General features: G+C 60.6%; 19 protein-coding genes. 13 read left to right on the top strand and 6 right to left on the bottom strand.

The window, feature by feature from the left end; translation table 11 throughout:
• Window positions 1–83: 83 nt before the first annotated feature.
• Window positions 84–1,400 carry a bifunctional DedA family/phosphatase PAP2 family protein gene (locus JFT91_RS01870; RefSeq protein WP_201231432.1) on the bottom strand — a complete coding sequence of 439 codons (1,317 nt, stop codon included), beginning with the start codon at window positions 1,398–1,400 and terminating at the stop codon, window positions 84–86.
• A gap of 115 nt (window positions 1,401–1,515) precedes the next feature.
• On the bottom strand, window positions 1,516–2,211 hold the full coding sequence (locus tag JFT91_RS01865; protein WP_201232225.1) for a DNA-3-methyladenine glycosylase: 696 nt from the start codon (window positions 2,209–2,211) through the stop codon (window positions 1,516–1,518).
• Between the two features lie 177 nt (window positions 2,212–2,388).
• Between JFT91_RS01865 and JFT91_RS01860 the strand changes: the two genes are divergently transcribed.
• The 13 genes from JFT91_RS01860 (at window position 2,389) to JFT91_RS01800 (ending at window position 15,044) form a co-directional block, all read left to right on the top strand.
• Window positions 2,389–3,660: a glutamate-5-semialdehyde dehydrogenase gene (locus JFT91_RS01860; protein ID WP_201231431.1), complete on the top strand. Its 1,272-nt coding sequence runs from the start codon at window positions 2,389–2,391 to the stop codon at window positions 3,658–3,660.
• Complete coding sequence (nadD, locus tag JFT91_RS01855; protein WP_374091333.1) at window positions 3,629–4,351, top strand: nicotinate-nucleotide adenylyltransferase; 723 nt, start codon at window positions 3,629–3,631, stop codon at window positions 4,349–4,351. The genes JFT91_RS01860 and nadD overlap by 32 nt, the downstream gene beginning before the upstream one ends.
• Window positions 4,352–4,423: 72 nt before the next feature.
• Window positions 4,424–4,918, top strand: a complete 495-nt coding sequence (gene rsfS / locus JFT91_RS01850) for a ribosome silencing factor (RefSeq protein WP_016986117.1) — start codon at window positions 4,424–4,426, stop codon at window positions 4,916–4,918.
• A 9-nt stretch (window positions 4,919–4,927) separates the two neighbouring features.
• A complete protein-coding gene (rlmH, locus tag JFT91_RS01845; RefSeq protein ID WP_003185785.1) occupies window positions 4,928–5,395 on the top strand; it encodes a 23S rRNA (pseudouridine(1915)-N(3))-methyltransferase RlmH in 468 nt (155 codons plus the stop codon).
• Window positions 5,396–5,405: 10 nt separating this feature from the next.
• Window positions 5,406–7,301, top strand: a complete 1,896-nt coding sequence (gene mrdA / locus JFT91_RS01840) for a penicillin-binding protein 2 (protein ID WP_201228635.1) — start codon at window positions 5,406–5,408, stop codon at window positions 7,299–7,301.
• Window positions 7,302–7,332: 31 nt separating this feature from the next.
• Complete coding sequence (gene rodA / locus JFT91_RS01835; protein WP_177431391.1) at window positions 7,333–8,436, top strand: rod shape-determining protein RodA; 1,104 nt, start codon at window positions 7,333–7,335, stop codon at window positions 8,434–8,436.
• A gap of 17 nt (window positions 8,437–8,453) precedes the next feature.
• Window positions 8,454–9,464: a lytic murein transglycosylase B gene (gene mltB, locus JFT91_RS01830; protein WP_201231430.1), complete on the top strand. Its 1,011-nt coding sequence runs from the start codon at window positions 8,454–8,456 to the stop codon at window positions 9,462–9,464.
• Window positions 9,464–10,474 (top strand): septal ring lytic transglycosylase RlpA family protein, encoded by a 1,011-nt coding sequence (locus JFT91_RS01825; protein ID WP_007909599.1) that lies wholly within the window; start codon window positions 9,464–9,466, stop codon window positions 10,472–10,474. Before mltB ends, JFT91_RS01825 begins: the two co-directional genes overlap by 1 nt.
• A 187-nt stretch (window positions 10,475–10,661) precedes the next feature.
• Entirely contained in the window at window positions 10,662–11,819 is a 1,158-nt protein-coding gene (locus JFT91_RS01820) for a D-alanyl-D-alanine carboxypeptidase family protein (protein ID WP_201147404.1), read from the top strand.
• 79 nt (window positions 11,820–11,898) lie between these two features.
• On the top strand, window positions 11,899–12,174 hold the full coding sequence (locus JFT91_RS01815; RefSeq protein WP_039761816.1) for a DUF493 domain-containing protein: 276 nt from the start codon (window positions 11,899–11,901) through the stop codon (window positions 12,172–12,174).
• Window positions 12,174–12,821, top strand: coding sequence for a lipoyl(octanoyl) transferase LipB (gene lipB / locus JFT91_RS01810; protein ID WP_008087909.1), 648 nt, complete (start codon window positions 12,174–12,176; stop codon window positions 12,819–12,821). The genes JFT91_RS01815 and lipB overlap by 1 nt, the downstream gene beginning before the upstream one ends.
• Before the next feature lie 25 nt (window positions 12,822–12,846).
• Window positions 12,847–13,845, top strand: coding sequence for a lipoyl synthase (gene lipA, locus JFT91_RS01805; protein ID WP_162184605.1), 999 nt, complete (start codon window positions 12,847–12,849; stop codon window positions 13,843–13,845).
• Window positions 13,846–14,096: 251 nt separating this feature from the next.
• The gene (locus tag JFT91_RS01800; RefSeq protein WP_201231429.1) at window positions 14,097–15,044 is read left to right on the top strand and encodes a S66 peptidase family protein; all 948 of its coding nucleotides are present in this window, start codon (window positions 14,097–14,099) and stop codon (window positions 15,042–15,044) included.
• 81 nt (window positions 15,045–15,125) lie between these two features.
• On the opposite strand, the gene JFT91_RS01795 is transcribed toward JFT91_RS01800, so the two are convergent.
• The 4 genes from JFT91_RS01795 to JFT91_RS01780 form a co-directional block, all read right to left on the bottom strand.
• Window positions 15,126–16,448, bottom strand: coding sequence for a lytic murein transglycosylase (locus JFT91_RS01795; protein WP_201231428.1), 1,323 nt, complete (start codon window positions 16,446–16,448; stop codon window positions 15,126–15,128).
• A gap of 61 nt (window positions 16,449–16,509) precedes the next feature.
• Window positions 16,510–16,674 carry an alternative ribosome rescue factor ArfA gene (gene arfA / locus JFT91_RS01790; protein WP_016986126.1) on the bottom strand — a complete coding sequence of 55 codons (165 nt, stop codon included), beginning with the start codon at window positions 16,672–16,674 and terminating at the stop codon, window positions 16,510–16,512.
• Window positions 16,675–16,849: 175 nt separating this feature from the next.
• Window positions 16,850–17,887, bottom strand: a complete 1,038-nt coding sequence (holA, locus tag JFT91_RS01785) for a DNA polymerase III subunit delta (RefSeq protein ID WP_201231427.1) — start codon at window positions 17,885–17,887, stop codon at window positions 16,850–16,852.
• A 39-nt stretch (window positions 17,888–17,926) separates the two neighbouring features.
• Entirely contained in the window at window positions 17,927–18,532 is a 606-nt protein-coding gene (locus tag JFT91_RS01780; protein ID WP_201228630.1) for an LPS-assembly lipoprotein LptE, read from the bottom strand.
• Between the last annotated feature and the right edge of the window lie 29 nt (window positions 18,533–18,561).

Raw genomic sequence — 18,561 nt, 5'->3', positions numbered from 1 at the left:
GGAGGGAATAAGAAGTTGGCCTCACTCTCGTCGGAAAAGTCCTCGGAGAGTGGGTAGGGGAGTTGCGTAAAGATGTGTTGCGATTAGTAGGCGTAGCGCAATAGCGTATGAGGCAAATGACGCAGGACGAAAAAGCCGAACAACACCAGCAACGCCGGCAAAATCAACCACCAGACCTTGACCGGCATGGCATTGAGCGGCTCTTTACGCTGGCTCAACCACAGTCCCGCCGCACACACGCACGCCGCCAACATCGACCCGGCGAGGATGTCCGTCGGCCAATGCGCCCCCAGGTAAACCCGCGATAACGCAATCGACAACGCCGGAATGCAACCGAGCAGCAGCCAGGTCAGGCGCATGCGCGGCGGTTGTCCCCGGCCTGCCAGAACGGCCAACACCAGGAACAGCGCAAACGAGCCGGAAGCGTGGCCGCTGGGCATGCTGTAACTGGTCAGCGGATCACTCAGCACTTCCGGGCGTACCCGAGCGAAAAACATTTTGGTGCCGGTGTTCAGCAACGCTGTGCAGAGCAACACGCCGCCGGCGAAGATTGCCTGACGCCATTGTCGACACAGCAGCAACAGGCCGGTAAGCAGGGCGCTGAACATCAGCATGTTGCGGAATTCGCCGATCAGGGTAAACGTCACCGCAATCTCATCGAGCATCGGTTGACGATGCTCCTGCACCAGGGTCATCACGCCTTGATCGAGTGCCGTCAGGTACGGATAACCGATGAACAGGCCAATCAGGATCAACAGGCTCATGCTGCTGATCCAGATCGTCGCACGGCGATGGCGGCGCAGGCTGCTGTTGACGCTGAGGCCGACCATTACCGCAATGCTTGCCGCAACGATCCCCGCTTCCAGCCAGAAGCCCTCCGGCAGTGGCAAGCGAATCGCCGCGCCGGTTGCCCAGCCCGGCAGCAGGTAAGCGAGGCTCCAGCCGGCGGCGGCCAACAGGCTGACGGCGGCAAAACGCGGAAAGGGCATGTCGCACATGCCGGCGACCATTGGCAGCATCGGACGCAAAGGGCCGATGAAGCGACCGACCAACAGGCTTGCGATGCCGTAGCGCTGGAAATAGCTTTCGGCGCCGGCCATCCATTCTGGATGATGGCGCAGCCCCGGCAAGCGGCGGATGTTCTGGTGGAAGTGGCGGCCGAGGAAATACGAAATCAAGTCGCCGAGAATCCCGCCGAGGAAACCCAGCAGCAAGGTCTCGCTCAACGACAGCGCGCCGCTGCCGGCCAATACGGCGATGGCAAACAGCAGCACCGTGCCGGGCACGATCAAACCGGCAATCGCCAGGCACTCCACGCAAGCAACGATGAACACCGCTGCGGCCAGCCACTGCGGATTGGCCGCCAGCCAACCGGTCACGCTATCGAGCCATGGCCCCATACAAACAACTCCAAATCATTAGTGGCCTCTTGTAGGAGCTGCCGCAGGCTGCGATCTTTGCTTTGCAAAAGATCAAAAGATCGCAGCCTTCGGCGGCTCCTGCATGAGTGTGTATTTACAGCAGAAAATAGTCGCGGCCTTCGACCTGACCCCGGCGCAACGGGTTCCGCGTGCACCATTGCGCGTAGGTCGCGTCGACGAAGCGGTACATCAAGTGTTCGTCGCGGCCGTGGGGGATGCCCAAACGGGTGGTCTGGATAATGTGCGGAGGTGCGGGCCCGGTGTCTTCTACCAGAAGTACTTCGTGATCGAAACGTTTGGCGTCCCACATCGGCACTTTCAGCCCGAGTGCCTTGCACAGCAAGGTCTGCCCGGCGCAGAGCTTCTGCGAAGGGCGGGCACGCCCCTGAGCATCGGGATTGTTCAACAGCATCTGCGCCAGACTCGCCGGACCACTGATGTCATCGACCCACGGATAAGCGGATTTGATCAGTACGGCGTTGCCCGGACCCTGCGCGCTGAAGTTCAGCGAATCGCCGCCACGGGCGTAATACATATAGATGTGGCCGCCATCCAGAAACAAAGCCTTACGCTTTTCCGTATAGCCAAGGGAGGCATGACTGCCTTTTTCCGCGCAGTAATACGCTTCGGTTTCGATGATCCGCGCGCTCAGCCATAAGTCGCCAACGCGATGGCGGATGACTTTGCCGAGCAGATCTTGCGCGAGCACTTGCGCGTCGCGGTCGAAAAAAGCGTCCGGGAGCCCCAGCGGCAGGCGCTCGGCGTGGGAGCGAACGGTCAGGTTGGACATGGCAGGCAAGGTTTATCCAGGCTGAAGAGGTCGTGATGATAACAATGCGCGGCTTAATTACGCCTGAACGTCGGCGATTCAAGGCTCATTTCGACCATCCGCCCGTCACCGCTGTTAGTCCCGAGACGCGACAGCTATAATCTGCCGCTTTCCTCTTTGCCAAGACCCCAGCAGACCATGACTGAGTCCGTTCTTGACTACATGACCCGATTGGGTCGCGCCGCCCGCGAAGCTTCCCGGGTCATCGGCCGTGCCAGCACCGCGCAGAAAAACCGCGCCTTGCAGGCTGCTGCCAATGCGTTGGACGCTGCGCGCGCCGAACTGGCTGCAGCCAATGAACAGGATCTGGCCGCCGGTCGCGCCAACGGTCTGGAACCCGCGCTGCTGGAGCGTCTGGAACTGACCCCGGCACGCATCGACGGCATGATCGTCGGCCTGCGTCAGGTCGCAGCGTTGCCGGACCCGGTTGGCGCGATCCGTGACATGAGCTTCCGTCCGTCGGGCATTCAGGTCGGTAAAATGCGCGTGCCACTGGGCGTGATCGGGATCATTTACGAATCCCGACCGAACGTGACCATCGATGCCGCCAGCCTGTGCCTGAAGTCGGGCAACGCAACCATCCTGCGCGGTGGCTCCGAAGCGATCCATTCCAACCGTGCCATCGCTGCCTGCATCCAACGCGGTCTGGCCGAGGCAGAATTGCCCGCCGCCGTGGTGCAAGTGGTCGAAACCACCGACCGCGCCGCCGTCGGCGCGATGATCACCATGCCCGAGTACGTCGACGTGATCGTGCCGCGCGGTGGCCGTGGCCTGATCGAGCGCATCAGCCGCGATGCCCGCGTGCCGGTGATCAAGCATCTGGACGGCATCTGCCACGTTTACGTCAGTGCCCACGCCGATCTGCCGAAAGCCCAGCGTATCGCCTTCAACGCCAAGACCTATCGGTATGGCATCTGCGGTGCGATGGAGACCTTGCTCGTCGATCAAACCGTTGCCAAGGATTTCCTGCCGTCGATGGCTGCCCAGTTCCGCGAAAAAGGCGTTGAACTGCGCGGTTGCGCGCGCACCCGAACGATCATCGAGGCCGTGGCGGCCAGCGAAGACGACTGGAACACCGAATATCTGGCGCCGATCCTGTCGATCCGCGTGGTCGACGGTCTGGATCAAGCCATCGAACACATCAACCATTACGGCTCGCACCATACCGACTCGATCGTCAGCGAAAATCTCGCCGACACCCGCCGTTTTGTGGCGGAAGTCGACTCGGCGTCGGTGATGATCAACACCCCGACCTGCTTTGCCGATGGATTTGAATACGGATTGGGTGCCGAGATCGGCATTTCTACTGATAAGCTGCACGCCCGTGGCCCGGTGGGCCTCGAAGGACTGACCTGCGAGAAGTACATCGTGGTCGGTGATGGCCAGTTGCGCGGCCAGGCGACGGTCTGACTTGACCGACCTCGACCTGACAGCGCCGCGTACCGGCAGCGAGCCCCGGCCCCGTCGCATCGGCGTACTGGGCGGAACGTTCGATCCGGTGCACATCGGTCATTTGCGTGGCGGCCTGGAAGTCGCAGAAGCGCTGGCGCTCGACGAATTACGCCTGACGCCGAGCGCCCGCCCGCCGCATCGCAATACGCCGCAAGTGTCGGCGCAGGATCGGCTGGCGATGGTCGAGTGCGCGGTGGCCGGAGTGCCGCCGCTGGTGGTGGACGCCCGCGAATTGCAGCGGGATAAACCGTCCTACACCATTGATACCCTGGAGTTGATGCGCGCCGAAATGCCCGCCGAGACCCAGGTTTTTCTGCTTTTGGGCTGGGACGCATTTTGCGGCCTGCCCACTTGGCACCGCTGGGAAGAGTTGCTCCAGCATTGCCACATCCTGGTGCTACAGCGCCCGGACGCCGACAGCGAACCGCCGGATGCCTTGCGCAACCTGCTGGCAGCGCGTTCGGTGAGCGACCCGCTGGCCCTGAAAGGGCCGAGCGGACAGATTGCATTCGTCTGGCAGACACCGCTCGCGGTTTCCGCCACCCAGATCCGTCAACTGCTGGCCAGCGGTAAGTCGGTACGTTTCCTGGTGCCCGACGCGGTCCTGGCCTACATCGATGCGCACGGTCTGTATCGTGCGTCGAACTGAACAAGGCGTGCTTCACTGATACGAATCCACGTGTCGCCAAGCCGCCGAATATATGAGCAAAACGAGTTTTATATGACTGACAAAGACCAAACCAAAGTAAAGCGCAAAGGCACATTCAAGAGCGCCCCGCTGCCAGAGCCGGTCAACACCAATGAGCCGCTCAAAGGCGACGAACTGGTCAAGCTGGCCGTAGCTGCCCTGGAAGACGTCAAGGCACAAGACATCCAGATCATCGATGTTCGCGACAAGCAGAGCATCACTGACTACATGATCATCGCCACTGGTACGTCCAATCGCCAGATCAACGCGATGCTCGACAAGGTTCGCGAAGAAGTCAAAAAGCAGGGCGCCAAGCCGCTGGGCGAAGAAGGCAAGGGCGACAGCGACTGGGTGCTGTTGGACCTGGACCTTGTGATCGTGCACATGATGACTGCCTCGGCACGTCAGTTCTACGACCTGGAACGCCTGTGGGCCGGTGCTGAGCAAAGCCGTGCGGCAGACGCCAAGCACCACAGCCCGGAAAACACCCACGAGCATTTCACCAAGCTCAATAAAGACCAGCTGTAAGGGATTGCTGTGCGACTGCGACTGATCGCCGTCGGTTCACGCATGCCCAAATGGGTGGAAGAAGGCTGGCATGAATATGCCAAGCGTCTTCCGTCCGAGCTGGCCCTGGAACTGGTGGAAATACCGCTCAATACCCGTGGCAAGAATGCCGACGTGGCCCGCTTCATCCGCCAGGAAGGCGAAGCCATGCTGGCCAAGGTCGGGCCGAACGAGCGGATTGTCACGCTGGAAGTCCACGGTAAACCCTGGAGCACCGAACAGTTGGCGGTCGAACTCGATCGCTGGCGGCTGGATTCGCGCACGGTCAATTTCATGGTCGGTGGCCCGGAAGGGCTGGCGCCGGAAGTCTGTGCCCGCGCCGATCAGCGCTGGTCGTTGTCGCCGTTGACGTTGCCGCACCCGCTGGTGCGGATTCTGATCGGCGAACAGCTGTATCGTGCCTGGACCGTGCTGTCCGGTCACCCTTACCACAAGTAATCCTGCCCTCATGTCTCAGCCGATCCGCATCAAGGACCACGAAAAAGACGCACGCTTAGTGCGTAGCCGCGTCGTGTTCGGGGCCATTGCGATCGTGTTGCTGATCGGTGTATTGATCGCGCGGCTGTATTTCCTGCAGGTGATCCAGTACGAGTACCACTCGACCCTTTCGGAAAACAACCGCGTCCACGTGCAGCCGATTCCGCCGACGCGCGGGCTGATTTTCGACCGTAACGGCGTGGTGGTGGCGGACAACCGTCCAAGCTTCAGTCTGAGCATGACCCGCGAGCGCTCCGGCGACTGGCAGCAAGTGCTCGATGTGATCGTCGAAGTGCTGGAGCTGACGCCCGAGGATCGGGTGATCTTCGAGAAACGCATGCGTCAGGGGCGCCGGCCGTTCGAGCCTGTACCGATCCTGTTCGAGCTGACCGAAGAGCAGATCGCCCGCATCGCGGTGAATCAGTTCCGTCTGCCCGGCGTCGAAGTGGTTGCGCAACTGGTTCGTCACTACCCGCAGGGCGCGCACTTTGCGCACTCGGTGGGTTACATGGGGCGGATCAACGAGAAAGAGCTTAAAACCCTCGATCCGGTCAACTACAGCGGCACCCATCACATCGGCAAGACCGGCATCGAGCGTTTCTACGAGCCGGAATTGCACGGTCAGGTCGGTTACGAAGAGGTCGAGACCAACGCCCGTGGCCGTGTTCTGCGCGTGCTCAAGCGTACCGATCCGATTCCCGGCAAAGACATCGTCCTCAGCCTCGACATCAAATTGCAGGAGGCGGCCGAAGCCGCGCTCGGCGGGCGTCGTGGCGCGGTGGTGGCGCTGGATCCGAAGACCGGCGAAGTGCTGGCGATGGTCAGTCAGCCGAGTTTCGACCCGAACCTGTTCGTCACCGGGATCAGCTTCAAGGCCTATGCCGAGTTGCGCGATTCCATTGACCGGCCGCTGTTCAACCGTGTGCTGCGCGGTCTGTACCCGCCGGGCTCGACGATCAAACCGGCGGTGGCGATTGCCGGTCTCGATTCGGGTGTGGTGACGGCGTCGAGCCGAGTGTTTGATCCGGGCTACTACATGCTGCCCAACTACGACCACAAGTACCGTAACTGGAACCGCACCGGTGATGGCTTCGTCGACCTCGACACGGCGATCATGCGTTCCAACGACACCTACTTCTATGACCTGGCGCACAAGCTGGGCATCGATCGGCTGTCGGCTTATATGAACAAGTTCGGCATCGGCCAGAAGGTCTCGCTGGACATGTTCGAAGAATCCCCCGGCCTGATGCCGTCCCGCGAATGGAAACGTGCGACGCGCAAACAGGCGTGGTTCCCCGGCGAAACCCTGATCCTCGGGATCGGCCAGGGCTACATGCAATCGACGCCACTGCAATTGGCCCAGGCCACAGCGCTGGTCGCCAACAAAGGTGTGTGGAACCGTCCGCACCTGGCCAAATCCCTCGAAGGGGTGAAGCCGATCGACGAAAACCCGATACCGGACATTGTCCTGCGCGACCCGTCGGACTGGACCAAGGTCAACCACGGTATGCAGCAGGTCATGCACGGCGCCCGTGGTACCGCGCGTAAAGCCGCCATTGGCGCGCAATACCGTATCGCCGGTAAATCGGGTACGGCCCAGGTCGTTGCGATCAAGCAAGGCGAGAAGTACGACCGCTCCAAGGTTCAGGAGCGTCACCGCGACCACGCCTTGTTCGTCGGTTTCGCCCCGGCCGATGATCCACGCATTGTGGTGTCGGTGATGGTCGAGAACGGTGAGTCCGGCTCCGGCGTCGCCGCGCCGGTAGTACGTCAGGTCATGGACGCCTGGCTGCTCGATCAGGACGGACGTTTGAAGGCCGAATACGCCAGCCCAATCAGTGCGGAGGCTACGGCCCGTGATGAATAATTTTGATCGCATGCTCTCCAGTGAGGATGTGATGCGTCGCCGCGCGACGTTGCTGCAAAGACTGCATATCGATGGCCCGTTGTTGATTCTGTTGCTGATCCTCGCCGCCGGCAGTCTGTTCGTGCTGTATTCGGCGAGTGGCAAGAGCTGGGATCTGCTGGCCAAACAGGCCACTTCGTTTGGCATCGGTCTGGTATCGATGATTGTCATTGCTCAGTTCGAACCGCGCTTCATGGCGCGCTGGGTGCCGCTCGGTTACGTGATCGGGGTGGTGCTGCTGATGGTGGTGGACATCATGGGCCACAACGCCATGGGCGCTACACGCTGGATCAACATTCCCGGGGTGATCCGCTTTCAGCCCTCGGAATTCATGAAGATCCTGATGCCGGCGACCATCGCCTGGTACCTGTCGAAACGCACGTTGCCGCCGCAGCTCAAGCATGTCGGCATCAGTTTGATGCTGATCGGTGTGCCGTTCATTCTGATCGTGCGCCAGCCCGACCTTGGTACGTCGCTGCTGATTCTCGCTGGCGGTGCGTTCGTGCTGTTCATGGGTGGGTTGCGCTGGCGCTGGATCCTCAGCGTGCTGGCCGCTGCCGTACCCGTGGCCGTCGCCATGTGGTTCTTCATCATGCACGACTACCAGAAGCAACGAATCCTGACGTTCCTCGACCCGGAAAGCGATCCGTTGGGCACGGGCTGGAACATCATTCAGTCGAAAGCCGCCATCGGTTCCGGTGGCGTGTTCGGCAAAGGCTGGCTGCTCGGCACCCAGTCGCACCTGGACTTCCTACCGGAAAGCCACACCGACTTCATCATCGCCGTACTCGGCGAAGAATTCGGTCTGGTGGGCATTTGTGCGCTGCTGTTGATCTATCTGCTGTTGATTGGCCGGGGCCTGGTGATCACCGCTCAGGCACAGACGCTGTTCGGCAAATTGCTCGCCGGCGCGTTGACCATGACGTTTTTTGTTTACGTTTTCGTCAACATCGGTATGGTCAGTGGCCTGTTGCCGGTCGTAGGGGTGCCGTTGCCGTTCATTAGCTACGGAGGAACTTCGCTGGTGACGCTGCTGTCAGCGTTTGGGGTTTTGATGTCGATCCATACCCATCGCAAGTGGATCGCACAGGTTTGAATAAGGTGAAGAGTTCAATGCAAGTAATGCGTGGCTGGGCGACTCGATGCGCGCCGCTGGTTGGCCTGATGGGCCTGCTGGGGAGCGTGCAGGAAGCGCTGGCCGGCGAATACGAAGGCTCGCCGCAGGTGGCCGAGTTCGTCGGTGAAATGACCCGCGACTACGGTTTCGCCGGTGAGCAACTGATGGCGGTGTTCCGCGAGGCTCAACGCAAACAGGCGATTCTCGACGCCATCTCCAGACCTGCCGAGCGGGTCAAGCAGTGGAAAGAATACCGCCCGATGTTCATCACTGACGCGCGTATTGCGCGAGGTGTGGACTTCTGGCGTCAGCACGAGGCGACACTGGCCCGTGCCGAGCAGGAATACGGCGTACCGGCACAAGTCATCGTGTCGATCATCGGCGTTGAAACCTTTTTCGGACGTAATACCGGTAATTACCGGGTGATCGATGCCTTGTCCACGCTCGGTTTCGACTATCCTCCGCGTGCCGAATTTTTCCGCAAGGAATTGCGTGAGTTTCTGCTGCTGGCCCGTGAAGAGCAGGTCGATCCGCTGACCCTCAAAGGCTCCTACGCCGGGGCCATGGGCTTGCCGCAGTTCATGCCGAGCAGCTTTCGCGCCTATGCGGTGGATTTCGACGGTGACGGCCACATCAATATCTGGAACAACCCGGACGATGCGATCGGCAGCGTCGCGAGTTATTTCAAGCGTCACGGCTGGGTGGCGGGCGAGCCTGTGGTCAGCCGCGCCGATGTGCGTGGCGATCAGGTCGATGCCGGCCTGACCACGGGCATCGAGCCGACAAAGACCGTCGGAGAGTTGCGGGCGCTGGGCTGGTCGAGTCATGATGCGCTGCGCGATGATATGCCGGTGACTGCATTTCGCCTCGAAGGCGAAAACGGCCCTGAATACTGGATGGGCCTGAAGAATTTCTACGCGATCACGCGTTATAACCGCAGCGTGATGTACGCCATGGCCGTACATCAACTGTCTGAACAGCTGGTACAAGCACGGGGCGTCAAGTAATGCGGGCATTGCCTAACAATAAACCCCTGAAGCTGGTGGCATTCGCTGCGTTGGCGGTGCTGGTCGCCAGCTGCACGACCAGCCGTTCGCCGACGCCGAAAACCTCCAATACCGCTGTGCGAGCGCAGCCGGGTCTGGACATCAACCGCGCGCACAAAGACGGCGCGCCGTGGTGGGACGTCGACGTTTCGCGCATCCCTGATGCCACACCGACCCTGCACACCGGCCCGTACAAGGCCAACCCGTACACCGTGCTGGGCAAAACCTATTTCCCGTTGCAGGAATCCAAGACCTACGTTGCCTCGGGCACGGCGTCCTGGTACGGCACCAAGTTTCACGGTCAGAACACCGCCAATGGCGAGGTCTACGACCTGTACGGCATGAGTGCCGCCCACAAGACATTGCCACTGCCAAGTTACGTTCGGGTGACCAACCTGGACAACAACCGCACGGTGATCCTGCGGGTCAATGACCGTGGGCCGTTCTATTCCGATCGCATCATCGACTTGTCGTACGCCGCCGCGAAAAAACTCGGTTACGCCGAAACCGGCACCGCGCGCGTCAAGGTTGAAGGCATCGATCCGCAGCAGTATTGGGCAGCCAAGGGCCGTCCGGCACCGTTGATGCTCAACGAGCCGCAGGTTGCGCAGAATAGCGCGCCGGTGATCACGGCGTCGGCCGGCACCGTCGAGCAATGGACGCCGCCACCGCAGCAACATGCCTCTGACACCGTCCCGGTGCCGATGAGTGCAAAAAAAAACGCTTCTGCAACAGCAACTGGCCAGTATCTGCAGGTGGGCGCGTTCGCCAACCCGGACGCTGCAGAACTCCTGAGGTCGAAGCTCAGCGGGATGGTGAGCGCTCCGGTGTTCATCAGCTCGATCGTGCGCAATCAGCAGACCCTGCATCGGGTCCGTCTGGGGCCGATCGGTTCGCCGGGTGAAATTGCTCAGGTGCAGAACAGCGTGCGCCTGGCCAACCTTGGTTCGCCAAGTGTGGTCACGGAATAAGCAATACGTAGGACTTGATTGACGATTCACCAGCGATTGGGGGGTGAATCAGGTTGTTGGCTCGTCGAAGAACAAAAGCCCGGCAAGGGTGACTGGAGTGAGCAACTGAATACGCGATGGCTCGTTAGAAAGTCATCTGATTAAATTTTGCCTTAGGGCAGTTTCCATTAGCGATTTCGAGAGACGGATGAACATCACCACCTTTGCCAAACGCCTGTGTCTGCTAGTCCCGCTGCTCCTCTCGCCAGCCGCCTTCGCGGCCGAGATGATGCCGTCGCCACCACAACTGGCCGCCAAAGCCTACGTCCTCATGGATGCCGCCAGCGGCAACGTGCTGGTAGAAAGCAACGGTGACCAGCGTCTGCCGCCGGCCAGCCTGACCAAGCTGATGACCGCGTACATTGCGACCCTGGAAATCCGTCGTGGCCAGATCGGTGAAAACGACCCGGTGACCGTCAGCGAAAACGCCTGGCGTACCGGCGGTTCGCGGATGTTCATCAAAGTCGGCTCGCAGGTGACGGTCAGCGACCTGCTGCACGGCATCATCATCCAGTCCGGCAACGACGCCAGCGTGGCACTGTCCGAGCACATCGCCGGCAGCGAAGACGCTTTCGCCGACCTGATGAACAAAACCGTGACTGATCTGGGCATGAGCAACACCCACTTCATGAACCCGACCGGTCTGCCAAATCCTGAGCACTACTCGTCGGCTCACGACATGGCGATCCTGGCGCGCGCGATCATCCACGAAGACCCGGCTCACTACGCGATCTACTCGCAGAAAGAGTTCTTCTGGAACGGCATCAAGCAGCCTAACCGCAACCTGCTGCTGTGGCGTGACAAGACCGTTGACGGTCTGAAAACCGGTCACACCGACGAAGCCGGCTACTGCATGGTGTCCTCGGCTGTACGTGATGGCCAGCGCCTGATTGCTGTGGTGTTCGGCACCAACAGCGAAGTGGCTCGCGCCGCTGAGACCCAGAAGTTGCTGACCTACGGCTTCCGCTTCTTCGAAACCCAGACCTTCTATCAGAAGGGCACCGAACTGGCTCAGGCCCCGGTGTGGAAAGGCACCACCAATCAAGTCAAGGCCGGCCTGGCTGAAGACCTGACCATGACCCTGCCAAAAGGCCAGCTGAAAAAGCTCGCAGCCAGCATGACCATGAACCCGCAACTGACCGCGCCAATCGCCAAGGGCGACGTGATCGGTAAAGTCGAAGTGAAACTGGAAGACAAGGTTGTGCACAGCGCCGACCTGATCGCTCTGGACGCTGTCGAGGAGGGTGGTATCTTCCGCCGCATGTGGGATAGCATCCGTCTATTCTTCTACGGCTTGTTCAACTGATTTGTGTTGACCTGCATGGCCCCGCCCCGATCCGGTGCGGGGCCATGCGCGTTACCACGGCTTAAGAGGCCGTTACGCCATGACCGATACCGAAGTAAAGGCGCCAAAGATCGAATTCCCGGTGACTGATTATCCCGTTAAGGTGATCAGCGATACCGGAGTGGGCAACAAAGACAAGATCATCGACATCGTCAAAAAACACGCGACCATCAATGATGAGCGTATCGACGAACGTCAAAGCACCAACGGCAAATACACCACGATTCAGTTGCACATCGTCGCGACCGACCAGGATCAGCTGTACAACATCAACAGCGAACTGCGGGCGACCGGCTTCGTGCATATGGTGTTGTGATGCCGGGCACGCTGGGCTTTCGTGAGCTCGGCCAGATGGCGTACGAGCCGGTCTGGCATGCCATGCAACGCTTTACCAACGAACGCGGCAGCGATGCCGCCGACGAAATCTGGCTCGTCGAACACCCGCCGGTGTTCACTCAGGGCCAGGCCGGCAAGGCCGAACACCTGTTGCTGCCGGGCGATATCCCGGTGGTGCAGGTCGATCGCGGCGGGCAGGTGACTTATCATGGCCCCGGCCAATTGGTGGCTTACTTGCTGCTGGATGTGCGCAAGCTGGGTTTCGGCGTGCGCGATCTGGTCAGTCGCATGGAGCTTTGCCTGATTGAACTGCTGGCCAGCTACGGGGTAACCGCAGCGGCCAAGCCAGACGCTCCCGGCGTATACGTCGATGGCGCGAAAATCGCTTCTCTGGGTTTGCGGATTCGCCACGGTTGTTCCTTTCATGGCCTGGCCCTGAACGTGGATATGAACCTGGAACCGTTTCGACGGATTAATCCCTGCGGCTATGCCGGGCTGGCGATGACCCAGCTGAGCGATCACGCAGGATCGATTGAATTTGCCGAGGTAAGTGCCCGGCTGCGTGCGCAGCTCGTCAAACACCTCGACTATGCTGAGCAGACGACCCTGACGGGCGGAATCGACTGATATGACTACTGATGCAGTGCAAACCATGATCCCGACGCTCGACGTGACCGAGCGCCCGGCCCCGCGTCCCAAGGTAGAAGCCGGCGTCAAGCTGCGCGGCGCCGAGAAGGTTGCACGCATCCCGGTAAAGATCATTCCGACTACCGAACTGCCGAAGAAACCTGACTGGATTCGCGTGCGCATCCCGGTTTCGCCGGAAGTCGACCGTATCAAAAGCCTGCTGCGCAAACACAAGCTGCACAGCGTTTGCGAAGAAGCGTCCTGCCCGAACCTCGGTGAGTGCTTCTCCGGCGGCACCGCGACCTTCATGATCATGGGCGACATCTGCACCCGTCGCTGCCCGTTCTGCGACGTTGGCCACGGTCGTCCGAAGCCACTGGACGTCAATGAGCCGCAAAGCCTGGCCATCGCCATCGCCGACCTCAAGCTCAAGTACGTGGTGATCACTTCGGTAGATCGCGATGACTTGCGTGACGGCGGTGCCCAGCACTTTGCCGACTGCATCCGTGAAATCCGCAAGCTGTCGCCGAACGTGCAGCTGGAAACCCTGGTCCCGGACTACCGTGGCCGCATGGACGTCGCCCTGGAGATCACTGCCGCCGAGCCGCCGGATGTGTTCAACCACAACCTGGAAACCGTGCCGCGCCTGTACAAGGCTGCGCGTCCGGGTTCGGACTACCAGTGGTCGCTGACTCTGCTGCAACGCTTCAAGCAGATGATGCCGCACATTCCGACCAAGTCCGGCCTGATGCTGGGTCTGGGCGAGACCGACGAAGAAGTCATCGAAGTCATGAAACGCATGCGCGAACACGACATCGACATGCTGACCCTGGGCCAATACCTGCAACCTTCGCGCAGCCACTTGCCGGTGCAGCGTTTCGTCCACCCGGACACTTTCGCCTGGTTCGCCGAAGAAGGTTACAAGATGGGCTTCAAGAACGTTGCCTCGGGCCCGCTGGTGCGTTCTTCGTACCACGCCGATGAGCAAGCGAAGCTGGTCAAGGCTGAGTTGATGGGTTCCTGATTCAGCGCTGAAGCCTTCACAAAAATACCCGCCTCGGCGGGTATTTTTGTTTTTGGGAAGCGCTCACCTAACCTGTGGCGAGGGAGCTTGCTCCCGCTGGAGTGCGAAGCAGTCCCAAAAATCTTGGGGTCGCTGCGCAACCCAGCGGGAGCAAGCTCCCTCGCCACAAGGTGGGCGAGTCATAGTGCCTCTTTTTTTGCGCGCTTTCCTGACTACTGTGTGCGCATGACTTCACACTGGGAGCCCCAAGGATGACCGTTCGACCGACCCACAGCCTTTTTCCGCATAAACCGGTGCCGGCGCTGCCGTCAGAGGGCGTGATCGGCGTTATTGCGCCTGCCGGGCCCGGCGCCCTGGACACCGACAAGGCTGTGCAATGGATGCGCGCCCGCGGTTACGCACTGAAGGTGTTCCCCGGCGTCTATGAGAAGGATGGCTATCTGGCCGGCAGCGATGATGTTCGTCTCAACGACCTGCACGCTGCGTTCGCCGATCCAGAGATTCACGCCATTATCTGTCTGCGCGGCGGCTACGGCACGCCGCGCCTGCTGGATCGCATCGACTACGACCTGCTCAGTCGTAACGCCAAGCCCTTTGTCGGCTACAGCGACATCACCGCGCTGCACCTGGCGATCAGCCGGTACGCCGGGTTTGTGACCTTTCACGGGCCGCTGCTCAACGCTGACCTGCTCGGCGACAAGGAGCCGCCGACCGTGACTTCGTTCTTCGCCATGCTGCGCGGCCAGTTGAAAGCGGGGAGTGTGCTGAGTCATCCGGTGGCGTATCCATTGACCACCGTTGAGCCCGGAGTTGCCCATGGGCGTTTGCTCGGCGGCAATCTGGCAATGATTGCTTCGACATTGGGCACGCCTTACGAAATCGATGTCGAAGGGGTGATTCTGCTGATCGAAGACATCAACGAACCGCTGTATCGCATCGACCGGTTACTGACCCAGATGCGTCTGGCCGGCAAACTGGCGAAGTTGCGCGGTGTCTTGGTCGGGGATGTGGCTGGGGTGGATGTCGCGGCACTGAATCGCTTGCTCAAGCAGACCTTCGAGCCGCTACGGATTCCAGTGCTGTCGGGATGGCGCAGCGGACACTGCGATCCGAACCTGACGTTGCCGATGGGCGCGTTGGTAAGGCTGGATGCCGGCAAGAAAGAGTTGATGCTCGAGCAGGACGTCGTTACCCGATAAAACAAAAAGATCGCAGCCTGCGGCAGCGCCTACATCGACCCTTGTAGGCGCTGCCGCAGGCTGCGATCTTTTGATCTTGCTTTACTGAGTACGCAGGCTCTCAAGCAGCTTGTGCGTCGGATACCCGTCCGCCGGCCAGCCAAACGACTGCTGCGCACTGCGAATCGCCTTGCGCGTGTTGGCGCCGATAATCCCGTCCGCTGTGCCCGCATCGTAGTTGCGTGCGCTCAGCAGGTTCTGCAATTCGATCCGCTCGGAGCGGCTCAGCGGCAGATCATCTTTTGGCCACGTGCCATTGATCAAACCACCGCCATTGAAGCGTTCCGACAACAGGCTCACCGCCAAGGCATACGACGACGAGTTGTTGTACTTGAGGATTGCGCGGAAGTTGTCGAGGATCAGGAACGCCGGGCCACGATAACCGGCCGGCAGCAGCAGGGCGGCCGAGAGCTGTTCGGAACCGGCAGGTACTTGACCGCCGTTGGGCAGGGTCACGCCCAACTGACGCCATTCGGCGACGCTTTTGCGCATCGCACCGTCAGCCAGGGTGTAATCGAAACTGCTCGGCAATTGCACTTCGAAGCCCCATGGCTGACCACGCTGCCAGCCCGAGCTTTGCAGGTAATGCGCAGTCGATGCCAGAGCGTCGGCCGGGCTGCCCCAGATGTCGCGGCGACCGTCACCGTCGAAATCCACGGCGTGGGTGTTGTAGGTGGTCGGAATGAACTGGGTCTGGCCCATCGCACCGGCCCACGAGCCCAACATTTTCTCCGGGGTGATATCGCCCTGTTGCAGGATTTGCAGCGCGGCAATCAATTGCGCATGGGCAAAGCCCGGACGCCGGCCTTCATAAGCGAGGGTCGCGAGCGAGTTGATCACCGACTTGCTGCCCTGGAACTGGCCGAAGTTGCTCTCCATGCCCCACACCGAGACCAATGCCTGGCGATCAACGCCATAGCGTTGCTCGATGCTTTGCAGAATGTCGGCGTACTGGTTGATCAGCGCCTGACCTTTGCGCACACGCAGCGGCGACAGCGCGCCGTCGAGGTATTCCCACACCGGGCGCGAGAACTCTGGCTGGCTGCGGTCGGCGCGAATCACGCTGGCGTCGAAGCTGACATTGGCAAACGCCCGGTCAAACAGATCAGGACGAATCCCGGCGGCCAGCGCGTCCTTGCGGAAACCCGCCTGCCATTCGGCAAAGGTCTGGGTCGGCTGAAGGTCGAGAGGGTCGGCGGACGGCACTACCGGCGGGATGATCGCTGGGGCCGTGGCGACAGGGGCGGCTTGAAGAGGTTGCGCGTCGGCGGCGGTGGGTTTTTCCGCACAGGCGACAAGCAGAACGAAGCTTGCTGCAGCGATCGAATGGCGAACAGGCCAACGACGGGAAAGACTTGGGGGCATGCACAGTTCCAAGGGAAACGAATCAGGTGCAGACCTTAACATGACCGGGGGGTACTGCGCTTCAGGCAGCCAGAAAGTAAGAAGCCTCCCAGCTGTCAGACTGGAAGGCTTCGCGGCGGTAGCTGCCTTTACCCTTGGTTGGTCGTTCCTGACGACTGCGGAACAGGGGTTGGGCGACGATGGATTTGGCCTTGTTGGGGCCATGTTTCGATGGCTTTTTGCTCATGAGGAGTCTCTTCAGTGAGTGGGTTTTGCGCGGCAAATAATCTGCCGATGTCGGGCATCTGTCTAGAGGGCAAATGCGGGTGTTTTTGTAGGAAAACAAGGTCAAAGGATCGCAGCGTGCCGCAGTTCCTACACCGATCCATGTAGGAGCTGCGGCACGCTGCGATCTTTTGATCTTATTCAGCAGGCAAAGACAGTCGCTGGCCAGACATCAACAAAGCCAGTCGGCTCAGACTCATCCACGGCGAACCTGCAGCCTGACCCTTGATCTGCGCGTCGATGCGCTGCGCTTCGAGCAACAACTGCGCCCAGCGTTGCGCCGAGTAGCGTTGCAGGGCTTTGCTCATCAGCGGCTTGCGTTTGTCCCAGACCGGCGGCTTCGCCTGGCTGAAACACTTGTCCAGCGGCGTGCCCTGGCTGTACTGCAACGAGATGTTGGCCAGCAGGCGCAACTCCCGCGCCAGTGCCCAGAGAATCACCGGTGGCTCGACGCCTTCACCGCGCAGCCCTTCGAGCATGCGCAGTGCATGGGCCGGTTCACCGTTGAGCACGGCATCGGTCAAGCCAAACACGTCGAATCGCGCACTGTCCGCCACAGCGGCCTGCACGGTTTCAACGGTGATCTGCCCGCCTTCGGCCATCAGCTTGAGCTTCTCGATTTCTTGCGCGGCGGCGAGCAGGTTGCCCTCGACACGTGCAGCAATCAATTCGACTGCGTCCTGGCTGGCCGACAAACCGGCCTGTGACAAGCGCTGACGAATCCAGCTCGGCAACTGATTGGCATCCACCGGCCAGATCTGGATGAACTGAGTTTGCTGACCTTCGACCAGCGCCTTGCCCCACTTGGTCTTCTGCGCACTGCCATCGAGCTTGGGCAGGCTGATCAGCAGCACCGTGTCTTCAGCGGGGCGTGTGCAGTATTCGATAAACGCGGCGGCACCCTTGTCACCGGGTTTGCCCGAAGGCAAGCGCAGTTCCAACAGGCGTTTTTCGGCGAACAACGACATGCTCGCGCCGGCTTGCAACAACGTGCCCCAATCGAAATTGGCGTCGGCAGCAAAGACCTGGCGCTCGTCGAAACCTTGCTGGCGTGCAGCGCGGCGGATGGCGTCGGCGGCTTCCTGACACAACAGCGGGTCATCGCCGCTGATGATGTAGACCGGCGCAAGGGCGCCTTGCAGGTGTTTAGCGAGTTGGGCGGGAGCGAGCTTCATAAGAAAGGTCGAACGGGGCGCCTGAGCGCCCCGAACGTCTTACTGCTGCGGTACTTCGAGCGGCGACTGGCGCGGGGTTTCCGCTTCAGCCTTTTGTGCCGCTTGCAGCGCATCGGCTTCAGCCTTGGCGCGGTCATTGGCGGCTTGCTGCAGTTGCTGCAGTTGCGCCGGGGTCAGTTGTTGCAGACGCAGCATCATGCGCTGAACCAGCTCACGACGGGTTTCGCGACGAGCGTCGTTGGCTTCCTGATCGGAGCCGACGAGGTTGTTGCCGTCGTGAATGAACACTTTCTGCACTTCAAGCTTGCTGCTCAGCAGGTTGAGGTTGTGTTCACCAATAATGTCGTAGTTCAGGACGGTGTTGACTTGATACTCGCCAGTACGGCCAGCACCGGCGTAGCTGAGGATGCGCTGGTTTTCCTGTTCGTCAGACAGGTACAGCTTGTACGGCGCGCCGCTGTAAACCTTGACGCCGCTGGACTCCAGCACCTGACGCAGCTCGGTGACGGTCTCGCCGTAGGCGTTACGTGCGCTCAGGTCGAGCTCTTTGATCGTCAGTTCGGTGGTGCCGGTGCCACGCAGCTGGAAACCGCAGGCGCTCAGCAGCACAGCGAGGCCCATCACCAGCAGATTGCGTTTGATCATTGTGTTGCTCCCCTTGAAACCATGTGGGC

The organism is Pseudomonas sp. TH08 (assembly GCF_016651275.1).
In the GTDB taxonomy this organism is placed as follows: Bacteria; Pseudomonadota; Gammaproteobacteria; order Pseudomonadales; family Pseudomonadaceae; genus Aquipseudomonas.
The sequence above is the reverse complement of the archived record's forward strand: the minus strand, read 5'-3'. Positions and strand labels throughout refer to the sequence as shown.

Excerpts from the sequence above, each read along its gene's own strand:
- lipA (WP_162184605.1), top strand. The coding sequence starts at position 12,847 with ATGATCCCGACGCTCGACGTGACCGAGCGCCCGGCCCCGCGTCCCAAG.
- JFT91_RS01780 (WP_201228630.1), bottom strand. The coding sequence starts at position 18,532 with ATGATCAAACGCAATCTGCTGGTGATGGGCCTCGCTGTGCTGCTGAGC.
- mrdA (WP_201228635.1), top strand. The coding sequence starts at position 5,406 with ATGTCTCAGCCGATCCGCATCAAGGACCACGAAAAAGACGCACGCTTA.
- arfA (WP_016986126.1), bottom strand. The coding sequence starts at position 16,674 with ATGAGCAAAAAGCCATCGAAACATGGCCCCAACAAGGCCAAATCCATC.
- JFT91_RS01870 (WP_201231432.1), bottom strand. The coding sequence starts at position 1,400 with ATGGGGCCATGGCTCGATAGCGTGACCGGTTGGCTGGCGGCCAATCCG.
- JFT91_RS01795 (WP_201231428.1), bottom strand. The coding sequence starts at position 16,448 with ATGCCCCCAAGTCTTTCCCGTCGTTGGCCTGTTCGCCATTCGATCGCT.
- rodA (WP_177431391.1), top strand. The coding sequence starts at position 7,333 with ATGCGTCGCCGCGCGACGTTGCTGCAAAGACTGCATATCGATGGCCCG.
- JFT91_RS01865 (WP_201232225.1), bottom strand. The coding sequence starts at position 2,211 with ATGTCCAACCTGACCGTTCGCTCCCACGCCGAGCGCCTGCCGCTGGGG.
- rsfS (WP_016986117.1), top strand. The coding sequence starts at position 4,424 with ATGACTGACAAAGACCAAACCAAAGTAAAGCGCAAAGGCACATTCAAG.
- JFT91_RS01825 (WP_007909599.1), top strand. The coding sequence starts at position 9,464 with ATGCGGGCATTGCCTAACAATAAACCCCTGAAGCTGGTGGCATTCGCT.
- nadD (WP_374091333.1), top strand. The coding sequence starts at position 3,629 with ATGGCCAGTTGCGCGGCCAGGCGACGGTCTGACTTGACCGACCTCGAC.
- mltB (WP_201231430.1), top strand. The coding sequence starts at position 8,454 with ATGCAAGTAATGCGTGGCTGGGCGACTCGATGCGCGCCGCTGGTTGGC.
- lipB (WP_008087909.1), top strand. The coding sequence starts at position 12,174 with ATGCCGGGCACGCTGGGCTTTCGTGAGCTCGGCCAGATGGCGTACGAG.
- holA (WP_201231427.1), bottom strand. The coding sequence starts at position 17,887 with ATGAAGCTCGCTCCCGCCCAACTCGCTAAACACCTGCAAGGCGCCCTT.
- JFT91_RS01815 (WP_039761816.1), top strand. The coding sequence starts at position 11,899 with ATGACCGATACCGAAGTAAAGGCGCCAAAGATCGAATTCCCGGTGACT.
- JFT91_RS01800 (WP_201231429.1), top strand. The coding sequence starts at position 14,097 with ATGACCGTTCGACCGACCCACAGCCTTTTTCCGCATAAACCGGTGCCG.
- JFT91_RS01820 (WP_201147404.1), top strand. The coding sequence starts at position 10,662 with ATGAACATCACCACCTTTGCCAAACGCCTGTGTCTGCTAGTCCCGCTG.
- JFT91_RS01860 (WP_201231431.1), top strand. The coding sequence starts at position 2,389 with ATGACTGAGTCCGTTCTTGACTACATGACCCGATTGGGTCGCGCCGCC.